This window comes from Stenotrophomonas sp. YJH_SMC_80 (assembly GCF_059372495.1).
The window spans coordinates 346,143-360,667 of sequence record NZ_JCAFVP010000003.1 but is presented as its reverse complement, the minus strand read 5'-3'; the positions used below and the strand labels follow the sequence as shown (position 1 = coordinate 360,667).

The 14,525-nt window shown below is 66.3% G+C and carries 14 protein-coding genes; 5 read left to right on the top strand and 9 right to left on the bottom strand.

Annotated elements, in window-relative coordinates:
* Positions 1-57 precede the first annotated feature (57 nt).
* The 5 genes from AC5P99_RS07500 to AC5P99_RS07480 all read right to left on the bottom strand — a co-directional run bounded on the left by AC5P99_RS07500 (position 58) and on the right by AC5P99_RS07480 (position 3,949).
* Positions 58-387 (bottom strand): hypothetical protein, encoded by a 330-nt coding sequence (locus AC5P99_RS07500; protein WP_099605598.1) that lies wholly within the window; start codon positions 385-387, stop codon positions 58-60.
* Positions 387-734: a hypothetical protein gene (locus tag AC5P99_RS07495; protein WP_099605599.1), complete on the bottom strand. Its 348-nt coding sequence runs from the start codon at positions 732-734 to the stop codon at positions 387-389. Before AC5P99_RS07495 ends, AC5P99_RS07500 begins: the two co-directional genes overlap by 1 nt.
* Positions 731-1,561 carry a 3-deoxy-8-phosphooctulonate synthase gene (kdsA, locus tag AC5P99_RS07490; protein WP_005408999.1) on the bottom strand — a complete coding sequence of 277 codons (831 nt, stop codon included), beginning with the start codon at positions 1,559-1,561 and terminating at the stop codon, positions 731-733. Before kdsA ends, AC5P99_RS07495 begins: the two co-directional genes overlap by 4 nt.
* A gap of 89 nt (positions 1,562-1,650) precedes the next feature.
* Complete coding sequence (pyrG, locus tag AC5P99_RS07485) at positions 1,651-3,315, bottom strand: CTP synthase (protein ID WP_005408998.1); 1,665 nt, start codon at positions 3,313-3,315, stop codon at positions 1,651-1,653.
* A 400-nt stretch (positions 3,316-3,715) separates the two neighbouring features.
* Entirely contained in the window at positions 3,716-3,949 is a 234-nt protein-coding gene (locus AC5P99_RS07480) for a hypothetical protein (RefSeq protein WP_005408997.1), read from the bottom strand.
* 172 nt (positions 3,950-4,121) lie between these two features.
* Here AC5P99_RS07480 and parE point away from each other — a divergent pair, with 172 nt between their 5' ends.
* The 3 genes from parE to AC5P99_RS07465 all read left to right on the top strand — a co-directional run bounded on the left by parE (position 4,122) and on the right by AC5P99_RS07465 (position 8,389).
* Positions 4,122-6,011: a DNA topoisomerase IV subunit B gene (parE, locus tag AC5P99_RS07475; protein WP_005408996.1), complete on the top strand. Its 1,890-nt coding sequence runs from the start codon at positions 4,122-4,124 to the stop codon at positions 6,009-6,011.
* Positions 6,012-6,203: 192 nt separating this feature from the next.
* Entirely contained in the window at positions 6,204-6,782 is a 579-nt protein-coding gene (locus tag AC5P99_RS07470; RefSeq protein ID WP_024956351.1) for a GNAT family N-acetyltransferase, read from the top strand.
* Positions 6,783-6,892: 110 nt separating this feature from the next.
* Entirely contained in the window at positions 6,893-8,389 is a 1,497-nt protein-coding gene (locus AC5P99_RS07465) for a S10 family peptidase (protein ID WP_005408994.1), read from the top strand.
* Positions 8,390-8,759: 370 nt separating this feature from the next.
* Here AC5P99_RS07465 and AC5P99_RS07460 read toward each other — a convergent pair whose 3' ends face one another.
* Both AC5P99_RS07460 and AC5P99_RS07455 read right to left on the bottom strand, forming a co-directional pair.
* The gene (locus AC5P99_RS07460; RefSeq protein WP_005408993.1) at positions 8,760-9,881 is read right to left on the bottom strand and encodes an inorganic phosphate transporter; all 1,122 of its coding nucleotides are present in this window, start codon (positions 9,879-9,881) and stop codon (positions 8,760-8,762) included.
* A gap of 13 nt (positions 9,882-9,894) precedes the next feature.
* The gene (locus tag AC5P99_RS07455) at positions 9,895-10,521 is read right to left on the bottom strand and encodes a DUF47 domain-containing protein (protein ID WP_004152833.1); all 627 of its coding nucleotides are present in this window, start codon (positions 10,519-10,521) and stop codon (positions 9,895-9,897) included.
* Between the two features lie 292 nt (positions 10,522-10,813).
* On the opposite strand from AC5P99_RS07455, the gene AC5P99_RS07450 reads away from it, so the two are divergent.
* Positions 10,814-12,118, top strand: a complete 1,305-nt coding sequence (locus tag AC5P99_RS07450) for a hemolysin family protein (protein WP_032966609.1) — start codon at positions 10,814-10,816, stop codon at positions 12,116-12,118.
* A complete protein-coding gene (locus AC5P99_RS07445; RefSeq protein WP_049449166.1) occupies positions 12,102-12,761 on the top strand; it encodes an exopolysaccharide biosynthesis protein in 660 nt (219 codons plus the stop codon). The genes AC5P99_RS07450 and AC5P99_RS07445 overlap by 17 nt, the downstream gene beginning before the upstream one ends.
* A gap of 92 nt (positions 12,762-12,853) precedes the next feature.
* Here the strand turns inward: AC5P99_RS07445 and AC5P99_RS07440 are convergent, their stop codons facing one another.
* Positions 12,854-13,351 carry a pyridoxamine 5'-phosphate oxidase family protein gene (locus tag AC5P99_RS07440; RefSeq protein ID WP_049449163.1) on the bottom strand — a complete coding sequence of 166 codons (498 nt, stop codon included), beginning with the start codon at positions 13,349-13,351 and terminating at the stop codon, positions 12,854-12,856.
* Between the two features lie 68 nt (positions 13,352-13,419).
* A complete protein-coding gene (locus tag AC5P99_RS07435) occupies positions 13,420-14,415 on the bottom strand; it encodes an LLM class flavin-dependent oxidoreductase (RefSeq protein ID WP_329768877.1) in 996 nt (331 codons plus the stop codon).
* Between the last annotated feature and the right edge of the window lie 110 nt (positions 14,416-14,525).

The window sequence follows — 14,525 nt, the reverse complement described above, 5'->3', positions numbered from 1 at the left end:
CGAATGCCGCGTGATTATCCCCGGCTGCCCGCCACTTGCCAAATGGCGTGGGCGGCTTCAGCCCCAGCTGGACCCGATCACGATCAGGACCATCGACACCAGCATCACCAGCAATGCACCAGCAAGCGCCGCCAGGATGGGGCCACGCCGCCGTCGCCAGGCCAGCACCATCGCAACCGGGCTACCCAGGAAGGACAGCACCATCGTGACCAGTGCGCCCAGCAACCACCACTGCGTGGCCTGAACGCCGTTGTTCCCGTCCCCCGGCGGCCGGAAACCGGCGGTGAAGGCCAGTACGCCCACCACCAGGGCGATCCAGGTCAACACGGACAGCCCCGGGGCGATCAGGCCCCAGGGCCAGCCTCGCGCCGATGTGGTCGCATTCATCAAAGCAATTCGTAGAACAGGGCGCCGAGCCACAGCGAGAGCAGGATGATCGCCAGGCCGGCGGCCACCTTGCCGCGATTCAGCCTCCAGGCCTGCACAGCAGCAGCGACGCATCCCACTGCACCGAGCAGCTCTGCCACCAGCAGCGCAATGAAGTACGCGCGCAGATCGAGTGCGCTGCTGCCATCACCCGGCGGCCGCACGGACGCGGCACCGATCAGCACCAGCCCGAACATGCCCACAGTGAACAGCACGGCCAGGCCCAGTGCGATCAGGCCCCACGGCCACTGTTTCCAATGCCGGCGGCGGCGCTGGGTTTCCAGCGCCAGCCACGGGTCACGACTCACGCGAAGCGCGAGAAGCCGTGCTTCTTGGTCACTGCGTCGAGTTCCATCAAGGTCTCAAGCAGTGCTTCCATCTGGTCCAGCGGCCACGCATTGGGGCCATCGGACAGCGCCTTGGACGGATCCGGATGGGTCTCGGCGAACAGGCCGGAGATGCCCACCGCCACGGCAGCACGGGCCAGCACCGGCACGTGCTCGCGCTGGCCACCGGAACTGGTGCCCTGCCCGCCCGGCAGCTGCACCGAATGGGTGGCGTCGAACACCACCGGGCAACCGGTGTCGCGCATCACCGCCAGCGAACGCATGTCGCTGACCAGGTTGTTGTAGCCGAAGCTGGCACCACGTTCGCAGACCATGATCTGCTCGTTGCCGGTGGCCTTGGCCTTCTCCACGACCGGCTTCATGTCCCACGGCGCCAGGAACTGGCCCTTCTTGATGTTGACCGGCTTGCCGGCCGAGCACACCTTGCGGATGAAGTCGGTCTGGCGGACCAGGAACGCCGGGGTCTGCAGCACGTCCACCACCGAGGCCACTTCGTCCATCGGGGTGTATTCGTGGACGTCGGTCAGCACCGGCACGCCGATCTGCTTCCTGACCTCGGCCAGGACCTTCAGGCCCTCTTCCATGCCCGGGCCACGGAACGCGGTGCCCGAAGTACGGTTGGCCTTGTCGAAGCTGGACTTGAAGATGAAGTTGACGCCGAGCTTGTCGGTGACTTCCTTCAACTTGCCGGCGGTATCGAGCTGCAGCTGCATCGACTCGATCACGCAGGGGCCGGCGATCAGGAACAGGGGCTGGTCCAGCCCGACCTCGAATCCACACAGTTTCATGGCGTTTCCTTGTTGTCCGCAGCACCGGCCGGGCCGGTGCGCTGGGGGTTGAAGCATGCAGGATGGGGGCCGAAGCCCCCATTCACAAGTCAGGCGCGCGCTTCGGAAAGCAGCTTGCCGCCGGCCTTGCGCTCGCGAGCGGCGCGGATGAAACCGATGAACAGCGGATGGCCGTCACGCGGCGTGGACAGGAATTCCGGGTGCGCCTGGCAGGCCAGGAACCACGGGTGCGCGTCGCGCGGCAGTTCGACCACTTCCACCAGGGTGTCGTCCATCGACTTGCCGGCGATCACCAGGCCGGCATCTTCCAGCTGGGTGCGGTAACGGTTGTTGAACTCGTAACGGTGGCGGTGACGCTCGGCGACGACGTCCTTGCCATACAGCTCGCGGGCCAGCGTGCCCGGCTTCAGGCGCTGTTCCTGCAGGCCCAGGCGCATAGTGCCGCCGAGGTCGCTCTTGTCGTCGCGCTTTTCCACGTCACCGGTCGCGGTGCGCCATTCGGTGATCAGGCCGATCACCGGGTTCGGCGACTGGCGGTCGTTCTCGGTGCTGTTGGCACCTTCCAGGCCGACCACGTTGCGCGCGTAGTCGACCACGGCCGCCTGCATGCCGTAGCAGATGCCGAAGTACGGCACCTGCTGCTCGCGGGCGAACTTCGAGGTCAGCACCTTGCCTTCGAAACCACGGTCACCGAAACCACCCGGCACCAGGATGCCGTCGACATCGGCCAGTGCGGCCATGTCGGTGCCTTCCAGGTCCTGTGCTTCCAGCCACTTCAGGTTGACCTTGGTGCGCTGGCGCAGGCCACCGTGCTTGAGGGCTTCGCCGACCGACTTGTAGGCATCCTGGTGATCGACGTACTTGCCAACCACGGCGATGGTCACTTCGTCCAGCGGATGCAGGGTCGCGTCGACCGCGTCTTCCCACATCGACAGGTCGACCGGGCCGGCCTTGTCGGCCAGCTTCAGCTGGTTGACCACGATCTCGTCCAGGCCCTGCGCGTGCAGGCCCGACGGAATGCGGTACAGCACGTCCACGTCCGGCACGCTGATCACCGCGCGCTCGGAGACGTTGGTGAACTGGGCGATCTTGCGGCGCTCCGAATCCGGCACCGCCTGCTCGGAGCGGCACAGCAGCACGTCCGGCTGGATGCCGATCGAGCGCAGCTCCTTCACCGAATGCTGGGTCGGCTTGGTCTTCAGCTCGCCGGCGGCGCCGATGTACGGCACCAGGGTAAGGTGCATGAACAGCGCCTTCTCCGGGCCACGCTCGGTGCGCACCTGGCGGATCGCTTCCAGGAACGGCAGCGACTCGATGTCGCCGACAGTACCGCCGATCTCGACCAGCGCCACGTCGTAACCTTCCGTGGCTTCATCGATGCAGCGGCGGATCTCGTCGGTGATGTGCGGGATGACCTGCACGGTCGCGCCCAGGTAGTCGCCACGGCGCTCCTTGCGGATCACGTTCTCGTAGATGCGGCCGGTGGTGACCGAGTTCTTGCGGCTCAGGCGGGTGCGCACGAAGCGCTCGTAGTGGCCCAGGTCGAGGTCGGTCTCGGCGCCGTCGTCGGTGACGTAGACCTCACCGTGCTGGAACGGGCTCATGGTGCCCGGGTCGACGTTGATGTACGGGTCGAGCTTCATCATCGTGACCTTCAGGCCACGGGCTTCGAGAATGGCGGCCAGTGACGCAGCGGCAATGCCTTTGCCGAGCGAGGACACCACGCCGCCGGTTACGAAAATCAAGGGAGTCATGGCTGCAAGCATCCTGTCTGGAAATGGAAAACGGCAGCACCACGCGCACCCGGAGGGCGGGCATGGAGCTTGAAGGGGGTTTTCCGGTTCGCTGGGGCAGCGAGGGAGGTGCTGGGCCGTGCGGCGGCAGGCGCCGGACGGGGACCACCCTGCGAGGTCGGGGCGGCCGTGCCGGTCAAATCGACCGTCACCTGCGACCCGCATTGCTGGCGACCACGCATGGCCGTGCCAGCCCATTCGCAAAGGGTGGACACGCACTTACTCCCGGAAAGCCATAGTTTACAGATTGATGGCCGCCAACCCAAGGGGCAGTTGCGGCCATCACCCAAAAGAAACGCCCCGCTGGGCGGGGCGTCGGGGGGCGAATCCCTTGCGGCAAGGGCTTCGGAGGGCGGAAGAATTACTTCTTCTTCCGCGCCTCTTCTTCCTCTTCCTGCTGCGGGGCCGGCTGGCCCTGCGCCTTCATTTCGGCATTGGCCTGGGCGCGGCGCTTGGCCTTGGCATCGGCTTCGGCCTGCGCCTTGTCGGCCTGGCCACCCTGCTGCGGGGCCGGCTGGCCGGCGTTCTGCGCCACCACCAGCGGCACTGCAACGGCGGCAGCGGCCAGGATCGCAATGGTCAGCAACTTCTTCATGAGGTCCTCCTCGCGGTATGGCTTGGATGTTTCGACCCAACGGGGGTCGCCGGCATTCAGATTCCAGCGGCTGCCATTTTACCCCCTCTGCGTCGCCGAGACTGAACCGCAGGCGTGCAAAATCCGGTGCCAGACCCCACACTTGCCCGTCGCTCCAAGCTTTCGAAGACAGATGAACGCCCGCTATAACGCCGCCGATATTGAAGTCCTGTCCGGCCTTGACCCGGTCAAGCGCCGTCCCGGCATGTATACCGACACCGCGCGCCCGAACCACCTGGCGCAGGAAGTGATCGACAACTCGGTGGACGAGGCCCTCGCCGGCCACGCCCGCTCGATCGAGATCACCCTGTACAAGGACGGCAGCGTGGAGGTCAGCGATGACGGCCGCGGCATGCCGGTGGACATCCACCCGGAAGAGAAGATCCCGGGTGTCGAGCTGATCCTGACCCGCCTGCATGCGGGCGGCAAGTTCAGCAACAACAACTACACCTTCTCCGGCGGTCTGCACGGCGTCGGCGTCAGCGTGGTCAATGCGCTGTCGACCCTGGTGGAAGTGCACATCAAGCGCGAAGGTGCCGAGCACCGCATCACCTTCCGCAACGGCGACCGCGCCACGCCGCTGGAAGTGGTCGGCAGCGTCGGCAAGAAGAACACCGGCACCCGCGTGCGCTTCTGGCCTGACCCGAAATACTTCGACACGCCCAAGTTCGCGGTGCGCGCGCTGAAGCACCTGCTGCGTGCCAAGGCCGTGCTGTGCCCGGGGCTGACGGTCAAGCTGACCGATGAGGCCACCGGTGAAGTCGACACCTGGTACTACGAAGACGGCCTGCGCGATTACCTGAAGCTGGAACTGGGCGAACGCGAATCGCTGCCGGCCGACCTGTTCGTCGGCAACCTGAAGAAGGACACCGAGGTGGTGGACTGGGCCGTGGCCTGGCTGCCGGAAGGCGAGCTGGTGCAGGAAAGCTACGTCAACCTGATTCCCACCGCCCAACACGGCACCCACGTCAACGGCCTGCGTACCGGCCTGACCGAGGCGCTGCGCGAGTTCTGCGACTTCCGCAACCTGCTGCCGCGTGGCGTCAAGCTGGCCCCGGAAGACGTATGGGACCGCGTGTCGTTCGTGCTGTCGCTGAAGATGACCGACCCGCAGTTCAGTGGCCAGACCAAGGAACGCCTGTCCTCGCGCCAGGCCGCGGGCTTCGTTGAAGGCGCCGCCCACGATGCCTTCAGCCTGCTGTTGAACCAGAACGTCGAGCTGGGCGAGAAAATCGCGCAGATCGCCATCGAGCGCGCCAGCGCACGCCTGAAGACCGAGAAGCTGGTCGTCCGCAAGAAGGTCACCCAAGGCCCGGCCCTGCCCGGCAAGCTGGCCGACTGCATCAGCCAGGACCTGTCGCGCACCGAGCTGTTCCTGGTGGAAGGTGACTCGGCAGGGGGCAGCGCCAAGCAGGCCCGCGACAAGGACTTCCAGGCCATCATGCCGTTGCGCGGCAAGATCCTGAACACCTGGGAAGTCTCGTCCAACAGCGTGCTGGCCTCGGAGGAAGTACACAACCTGGCCATCGCCATCGGCTGCGACCCCGGCAAGGACGACATCAGCGGCCTGCGTTACGGCAAGGTCATCATCCTGGCCGACGCGGACTCCGACGGCCTGCACATCGCAACCCTGCTGACCGCACTGTTCCTGAAGCACTTCCCGGCGCTGGTCGATGCCGGCCACGTGTTCGTGGCGATGCCGCCGCTGTTCCGCATCGACGTGGGCAAGCAGGTGTTCTACGCCCTGGACGAAGAAGAAAAGCGCTCGATGCTGGACAAGATCGAACGCGAGAAGATCAAGGGCGCCATCAACGTGACCCGCTTCAAGGGCCTGGGCGAGATGAACCCGCCGCAGCTGCGTGAATCCACCATCCACCCGGATACGCGCCGCCTGGTGCAGCTGACCGTGGACGATCGCGAGCAGACGAGCTCGCTGATGGACATGCTGCTGGCCAAGAAGCGCGCTTCCGACCGCAAGGGCTGGCTGGAGTCGAAGGGCGATCTGGCCTCGCTGGAGGTCTGATCCTGGCACGGGGTCGGATCTCTTTGCCTGGCAAAGGGCTCTGACCCGCTGCCCGGTAGTGCCGGCCGCTGGCCGGCAACCTCGACTGCCGGCCAGCGGCCGGCACTACCGGCTCATGCGCCCTTGGCATTACGCCGCCATCGGCAAACCCGGCGGCGGCATAATGCGCGTCCACCCGTGTGGACCATCGTATTGGCCAGCCACTCGCTGCTGTTCCCCGCCCTGCCGCTGCACAGCGCGCGGTTGGTGCTGAGCCCGATCCGCCGTGACGACGCGGCCGCGCTGTTCGCGCTGCAATCCAATCCGGACGTGATGCGCTGGTGGAACCATCCGGCCTGGACACGACCTGCCGAAGCCCGCGAACAGATCGACGACGACCTTGCCGCGCACGCGATCGGCACCCAGTTGAAGCTGGCCCTGCGCGAATCACCCAACGGCCCACTGCTGGGCGTCTGCGTCGCATTCGCCATTGATCGTGAGGCCATGCGGGCCGAGATCGGCTATCTGCTGGCGCCCGACCGCCAGGGCCAGGGCTACATGCATGAGGCCCTGCAGCAGATGCTGGGCTATCTGTTCCACACCCTGCACCTGCACCGCATCGAAGCCGAGATCGATCCACGCAACGTACCCTCGGCACATGTGCTTGACCGCCTCGGCTTCCACCGCGAGGGGGTGCTGCGCCAGCGCTGGCGCATCCAGGGCGAGCTTTCGGACTCGGCCGTCTATGGCCTGCTGGCCAACGACGAAGCGGCAGCCGCCCTGCCCGTTTGATCCAATCTGGCCGCAAGCCGCTGCAGAACGTGGCCATGGCTTTGGACACATACGGCATGGCACTCCACCGGCCTAGCATCGGAACCCCCTTCCGCTGCCGATCCGGTGCCATGAAGTCCCTGCTGCACACTGCCGCGCTCTGCGTCGGCCTGCTCATCGCCCCCACCAGCGTGCTGGCCGCGCCCGCTGCTGACACCAAGCCCGATTCGAAAGACGACAGGACCGACGCGCCTGCGCTGCCCGCCGATGCGTCGGCGCGCCAGAGCATGCGCCTGGCCGGCCGCACCCTGGACTACACCGCCACCGTCGGCACCCTGCCGGTGCGCGATGAGAAGGGCAAGGTCATCGCCGATGTGGTGTTCACTGCGTACACGATGCCGGGCAAGGACCGGCCGGTGACGTTCGCGCTCAATGGCGGGCCCGGTGCCTCGTCGGTGTACCTCAACATGGGCGCGATCGGGCCCAAGGTGGTCACCTTCGGTTCGGAAGGCGACAGCGCCTCGGCGCCCGCCACCCTGCATGACAACCCGGGCACCTGGCTGGATTTCACCGACCTGGTATTCATCGACCCGGTCGGCACCGGTTTCAGCCGCGCGCGCATCGGCGATGACGAGGCGAAGAAGCAGCTGTACAACCCCGGCGCCGACATCGAGTACCTGTCGCGCTCGATCTACGACTGGCTGCTGCGCAACCAGCGCATGGCGTCACGCAAGTACCTGACCGGCGAGAGCTACGGCGGCTATCGCGGCCCGCGCATCACCCATTTCCTGCAGACCCGGCTGGGCGTGGCGATGAACGGCCTGGTACTGGTCTCGCCGTACCTGAGCCCGACGCTGGAAGACAACGCCGACGTCTCGCCGATGGCATGGATGCAGACGCTGCCGTCGATCGCCGCGGCGCACCTGGAGCGCCAGGGCAGGCTCACCGACGCGGCAATGCGCGAGGTGGTGGAGTACACCCGTGGCGATTACGCCACCGCGTTGATGAAGGGCCGCAGCGATCCGCAGGCGACCGAGGCGATGCTGCGCCGGGTGACCGAGCTGACCGGGCTTGACCCGCAGTTCGTGCGCCGTGCCGGTGGCCGTCTTGAAACCCAGGCCTACCTGCGCGAAGTATTCCGCGACAAGGGCACGCTGGGCAGCCGCTACGACTCCAATGTGACCGCGTTCGATCCATTCCCGAATGACCCGGAGCAGCGCGCCAATGATCCGCTGCTGGACAGCATCATTGCGCCGACCACCACGGCGATGGTCGACTTCGTGACGCGCGTGGTCGGCTGGAAGGTGGATGCACGCTACCAGGCGCTGAACTACGACGTGAATCGGTTGTGGGACCGCAACGGCGAGCTGCGCCAGGGTGCGGTGACCCAGCTGCGCCAGGCGGTGGCGATCGATCCGCATCTGCAGGTGCTGATCGTGCATGGCTGGAACGACCTGTCGTGCCCGTTCATGGGTTCGATCCTGACGGTGGACCAGATGCCGGCGATGGGCAGCAACCCGGACCGGGTGCAGGTGCGGAGCTATCCGGGCGGGCACATGTTCTACAGCCGGGCGGACAGCCAGGCGGCGTTCCGCAAGGATGTGCAGGCGCTGTTCCAGCGTAATTGAGGGGTTCGGCCGGGCCTGCGGCCCGGCACCCGCCGGATCGACGGCAACGGCAACTGCAACGGCAAAAGCAGGGTTTCCGTGGGCTGGCGAGGTGGGGTGGGGTTGCAGGACACGTCGTAAACCCGTCCCTGGGGGCTCGATGGCGCCATCCATGGCGCCAACGGTCCTGCAACCCCACCCCACCCCGCCGCTGACAGGTTCCTGCTGCTGTTGGTGGGTCCGACCGTTGGTCGGCACGGGATCGGATCCCTGCTTCTGCTCTGGTAGGTGTCGACCTTGGTCGACACGATGTGTCCGGAAGAATTCTCTGCCCATGAAAAAGCCCGCCGGATACCGGCGGGCTTTTTCGTTTGCAACCCTGGCGTGGCGATCAGGTCCAGCCGAACAGCTCGAACAGCTTCAGGATCAGGTACGCACAGCCGCCGGCTGCCGGGATGGTCAGGATCCAGGCCCAGACGATGCGTTCGATCACGCCGAACTTCAGCGAGCGCGGGTTCTTGGCGAAGCCGACGCCCATGATCGCGGTGGAGATGCTGTGCGTGGTCGAGACCGGCATGCCGAAGTGGGCGGCCAGGGTCAGGATGGTGGCCGAGCTGGTCTCCGCGGCGAAGCCGTGGATCGGGTGCAGCTTGACCATCTTGTGGCCCAGGGTCTTGATGATCTTCCAGCCGCCCGAAGCGGTACCGGCGGCCATCACAACCGCACAGGTCAGCACGATCCACATCGCGATGCCGTCACCGGCGTGGGCGTCCGGGTGCATGAAGGCCAGCCAGGACGGCAGGTCATCCAGTGCGCCGGTGGCCTCGGCACCGATCAGGGTCATGGCGATGATGCCCATGGTCTTCTGCGCATCGTTGTGGCCGTGGGCGAAGCCCATGTAGGCCGCCGAGGCGATCTGGGCCTTGCCGAAGAAGGCATTGACGATGCGCGGGCGGGCCAGGCGACCGATGGCGCCACCGATCCTGGCCAGGCCGGCGATCAGGCCCCACAGCAGCACCATCACCACGATGCCGAGCAGGAAACCGGCGATCGGCGAGGTGATCATCGGCACGAACACCTTCCACAGCAGGCCCTTGTTCTGCGCCCAGCTGCCCAGGCGCTCGGACCAGATCAGCGCGTCCCAGTTGTTGTGGGCAGCCGCCAGGCCGGCGCCGCAGAGGCCACCGATCAGCGCATGCGAGGACGAGGACGGCAGGCCCTTCCACCAGGTGATCAGGTTCCAGATGATGCCGCCCAGCAGCGCGCACAGGATCACCTGCGGGGTGACCTCGACCACGTTGGTGTTGAGCAGGCCCGAAGCGATGGTCAGCGCCACCGCGGTGCCGGTCAGCGCACCGATGAGGTTCATGAAGGCGGCCAGCATCACCGCCCAGCCGGGCGAGAGCACCTTGGTCGCCACCACGGTGGCAATGGAGTTGGCGGTGTCGTGGAAGCCGTTGATGAACTCGAAGACGAGCGCGGCCAGGATCACCACCAGGACAAGGGTCAACATGCGGCGGCGTCCGTCAGCTGTTCTTCAACACGATCTGGTAAGCAACCACGCCTGCCTCGCGGCAACGGTCGATGGCCTTTTCCAGGATCTCGAAGAATTCCTTCAGCAGGAACATCTGCAGGTTGTCCAGGCGGCCGGAATAGATGTCGCGGTACAGCTCGAGCATCAGGCGGTCGGCCTCATTTTCCAGCGAGCGCAGCTTCTCGTTCAGCGCGGTCATCCGGTCCAGGTTCATGTGGCGCAGGTCGGCCACCATCTCCACCACCACGCCGGCGGCCTGTTCCAGCATCGCCGCGCGCGGCGCGAAGTCGATGTGCTCCAGGTGGGTCGTGGCCAGCGAATAGCGATCGGCGAATTTCTCGATCTGCTTGGGGATCTTGTACAGGGCCGAGCCCAGCGCTTCGATGTCTTCGCGCTCGATCGGGGTCATGAAGCTGTCCACCAGCGCCTGGCTGATCTTGTCCGAGGCCGCGCGCTCGCGCAGGCGGGCCAGCTTGAAGGCGTCCAGCGCGGGCTGGCGGTCGGCCTCGCGCAGCATGGAATGCAGCGCCTTGGCGGCGTCGGAGGCCGCGACGGCAGCCTCATCGAGCAGGGTGTAGAACTGTTTGCCGGAACCGAAAATGGTCTGCAGAGAGAACATTGAGAAACCTGTCAGCCGTCGCGGGAAGGACGGCACCAGACGGAATTATGACGGCTAGATGACCATCTCGGGTATCCCCGCCCCCTTTCCGGGGCTCGGAACCCCGAACCTGAACAGGCGGTTGCCACCCTGCCACGCCCCTTTGCTAAGATGCCAGCGCGCCTTCGGGCGCACCTTATGGACGACGACCCTTATCCCCCTGCGCCGCGCCGGACCCCGTTCCTGAGCGCCTGCCGCCATCGCAAGCACCCGCCCTCCCTGCCACCAACCGGGGACGACGCCCGTGTTTGAAATGATCCTGATTGTCTTCGCGCTTGTTCTGCTGAACGGCTTCTTCGCCATGTCCGAGATGTCGGTCATGACCTCGCGCAAGAGCCGCCTGAAGCAGATGGCCGCCACCTCCAAGCGCGCGGCCAAGGCGCTGGAGCTGTCCGAGAAGCCGGAGAGCTTCCTATCCACCGTGCAGATCGGCATTACCGTGATCGGCGTGCTGACCGGCTACCTCGGCGGCGAAGCGCTGGGCGAAGCCTTCGCCGGCTGGATCCAGGGCCTGATGCCGGGCTTCGCCTATGCCGGCAACATCGGTACCGCGCTGGCGGTCAGCCTGATCACCTTCATTACGCTGATCTTCGGCGAACTGGTGCCCAAGCGCCTGGCGCTGACCCGTTCGGAGGCCATTGCCGGCCTGGTCGCGATGCCGATGAGCTGGCTGGCCAAGCTCGCCCTGCCCTTCGTCTGGCTGCTGTCCAGGACCACCCAGCTGGTGCTGCGCCTGTTCGGCCTGGGCAAGGATGAAGTCGCCTCGGTGACCGAAGAAGAGATCCGCATGCTGGTCGCCGAAAGCCACGAGGCCGGCGTGATCGATGCCCACGAGCGCGACATGATGAACCGCGTCATGCGCCTCGGCGACCGCACCGCCGACAGCCTGATGACCCCGCGCAACCGCATCGCGTGGCTGGATACCCAGGCCGGGCTGGAGCGCAACCTGGAAATCATGGCCGAACACGAGTTCTCCCGGTACCCGGTGTACCGCGACAACGACATGGACGTGGTCGGCGTGCTCGAACTGAAATCGCTGGCCACGCGCATGGCGCGCGGCGACAACGCGCTGTTCCAGACCCTGCGCGAACCCCTGTACGTCTCCGAATCGACCCACGCGATGAAGCTGCTGGAAATCTTCCGTGAGGAACAGCAGTCGATGGCACTGGTGGTGGACGAGTACGGCGAGATCCAGGGCCTGGTGACCATCAGCGACCTGATGGGCGCGGTGGTCGGCCGCCTGCAGGCGGTGGAGAACGCCGACGAGGACGCGCTGGTGGTGACCCGCGAAGACGGCTCGCTGCTGGTGGACGGCTCGCTGCCGATCGAAGACGTGCGCGAACTGATCGGCAGCAACGACCTGCCCGACGCCGAGGACGGCGACTACTACACGCTGGCCGGCATGTGCATCCATTACTTCGGCCGCATTCCGCACGCAGGCGAGTACTTCGACTGGGCGGGCTGGCGCTTCGAAGTGGTTGACCTGGATGGTGCGCGCGTGGACAAGCTGCTGCTGCGCACGTTGTCCGACGAGCAGGCCGATGAGCTCACCGCCTGAGCCCGGCAAGGGTCCGGGCGACGAGCGCCCGGCCTACCGTAACGAGGGCATCCGTACCCTGCTGGAGATGTTCGCCTCTGGCGATCCCGCCGAGCACATGCCGCTGGGCCAGATCCTCGGCAACCTGCAGCAGAGCGCGTTCGGCGTGTTCCTGTTCGTGGCGATCCTGCCGTCGTTCATCCCGATCCCGGGCATGGGCGGCGCGGTCAGCGGACCACTGGTGGTCCTGATCGGCCTGCAGATGCTGTTCTGCCTGCGCCGGCCCTGGCTGCCCGGCTTCATTGCCCGCCGCGGGCCGAAGCGCGGCACCATGCATCGTTTCCTGGACCGCATCGACCGCCCGCTGCGGCGCCTGGACAAGATGCTGAAACCCCGCCTGCCGCAACTGCTGACACCGCTGATGGCGCACGCCTTCACCGGCCTGCTGCTGGTGCTGCTGGGCCTGCTGCTGTCGTTGCCGATTCCCTTCACCAATTTCCTGTTCGGCTTCCAGCTGCTGCTGTTCTCGCTGGCGCTGCTGGAACGCGATGGCGCGCTGATGCTGTTCAACTGGATCGCCGCCGTGGCAGCGATCGCCTTCTTCGGTTTCAGTTCGGGGCAGCTGGTGGGTTATACGGTGGAGCTGTTCCAGCGCTGGTTCTGATCCGGAATCCGGTAGAGCCGGCCGCTGGCCGGCTGCCACGTTTCCAGGGCTGCCGGCCAGCGGCCGGCACTACCAATACCGGACATCGGTCATCACCGAAGATCAATGAAACCGTTGTCGGCCAGCGCCGCCGGTTCGTCCTGCACTGCCGACAGCACGAAACTCAGCGCCGTGCCCAGCAGCGTGCCCGGACCGTCCCAGTACTCGGCACTGTCGGCGCGCACATGGATCAGGCGAAGGTTGGGGTCATCCTTGCCACCGGGGAAGAACAGCTTCATCGCCGGTGACCACAGCGCCTCGATCTTCGCGCGATCGTCGACCACGCGTGCCCGCCCCGCCACCGACACATAGGTGTTCTTCGAGGGCGAGGCATACGCCACGTTGACCCGCGGGTCGAGCGCGATCTCGGCCACCTTGGGGCTGTCGCCAGTGATCACGAACCACAGGTCACCGTCGAAGGCGACCTGCTGGGTGGCCAACGGCCGGCTGTAGAGGCGGCCGTCGACGCCGGTGGTGGTGAACATCGCCACCTCCACGTCCTTGATCAGTTCGGCCAGCTGGGCGATGTGTTCGGCACGGGTATCGGCCATGTGGGGGCTCCTTCGATATGAGGCCCCATCAGACGCGGTTCGGCCGCAATGGGCCGTGACGCAATTGTTCAGCCCGCGTGGCGGGCGTGCCAGGCCTGCATGGTGAGTTCGAACGAGCGCAGGCGCGCGCGGTGGTCGTACAGGTTGGCGGTGAGCATCAGCTCGTCGGGCTTGTGCCGTTCGACGAACGCGGCGATGCCCTCCGCCACCTGCTGCGGATCGCCCAGCACGGTGCAGGCCAGCGCCCGCTCCACGCCCAGTTTTTCGTGCGGCTCCCAGAAGGACTCGATGTCGTCGATCGGTGCCGGAATCTTGCCCGGTCGGCCGCGACGCAGGTTCACGAAACTCTGCTGCTGGCTGGTGAACAGGCGCCGCGATTCGGTTTCGCTGTCGCTGGCAACGAAGTTCAGGGCCAGCATCGCGTGCGGCTGCTTCAGCGTGGCCGAGGGGCGGAACTCGCGGCGGTACACGGCAAGGGCTTCATCCATCGCGTCGGGTGCGAAGTGCGAGGCGAACGCATACGGCAGGCCCATCGAGGCGGCCATGCGCGCACCGAACAGGCTCGAACCGAGGATCCAGGTCGGCACCCGCAGGCCGCCACCCGGAACCGCCTGCACCGCCTGCCCGGGTTGTACCGGCTCGAAGTAATGCAGCAGCTCGCGCACGTCCTGCGGGAACTGGTCGGCGCTGTCGAAGTAGCGGCGCAGCGCACGCGCGGTCGGCTGGTCGGTACCGGGTGCACGGCCCAGGCCGAGGTCGATGCGGTCCGGATACAGCGAAGCCAGCGTGCCGAACTGCTCGGCCACCTGCAGCGGGGCATGGTTGGGCAGCATGATGCCGCCGGCACCGACGCGGATGCGCTTTGTGCCACCGGCGACGTGGCCGATCAGCACGGCGGTGGCCGCACTGGCGATGCCCGGCATGTTGTGGTGTTCGGCCAGCCAGTAGCGGCGGTAGCCCAGCGCATCGGCATGCTGGGCCAGTTCCAGCATGTTGGCGAAAGCGGCGGTGGTGTCACTGCCCTCGCAGACCGGGGCCAGGTCAAGGATCGACAACGGGATCATCAGGCGTTTTTCCGTCACAGGATCCCCCATGCATGGGGTCGGCCGGGTGCCGCGGCCAGTGACGGTGGCGGGATGCTGATTCCCGTGTGGCGGGTTCAGGGCTGACCGGG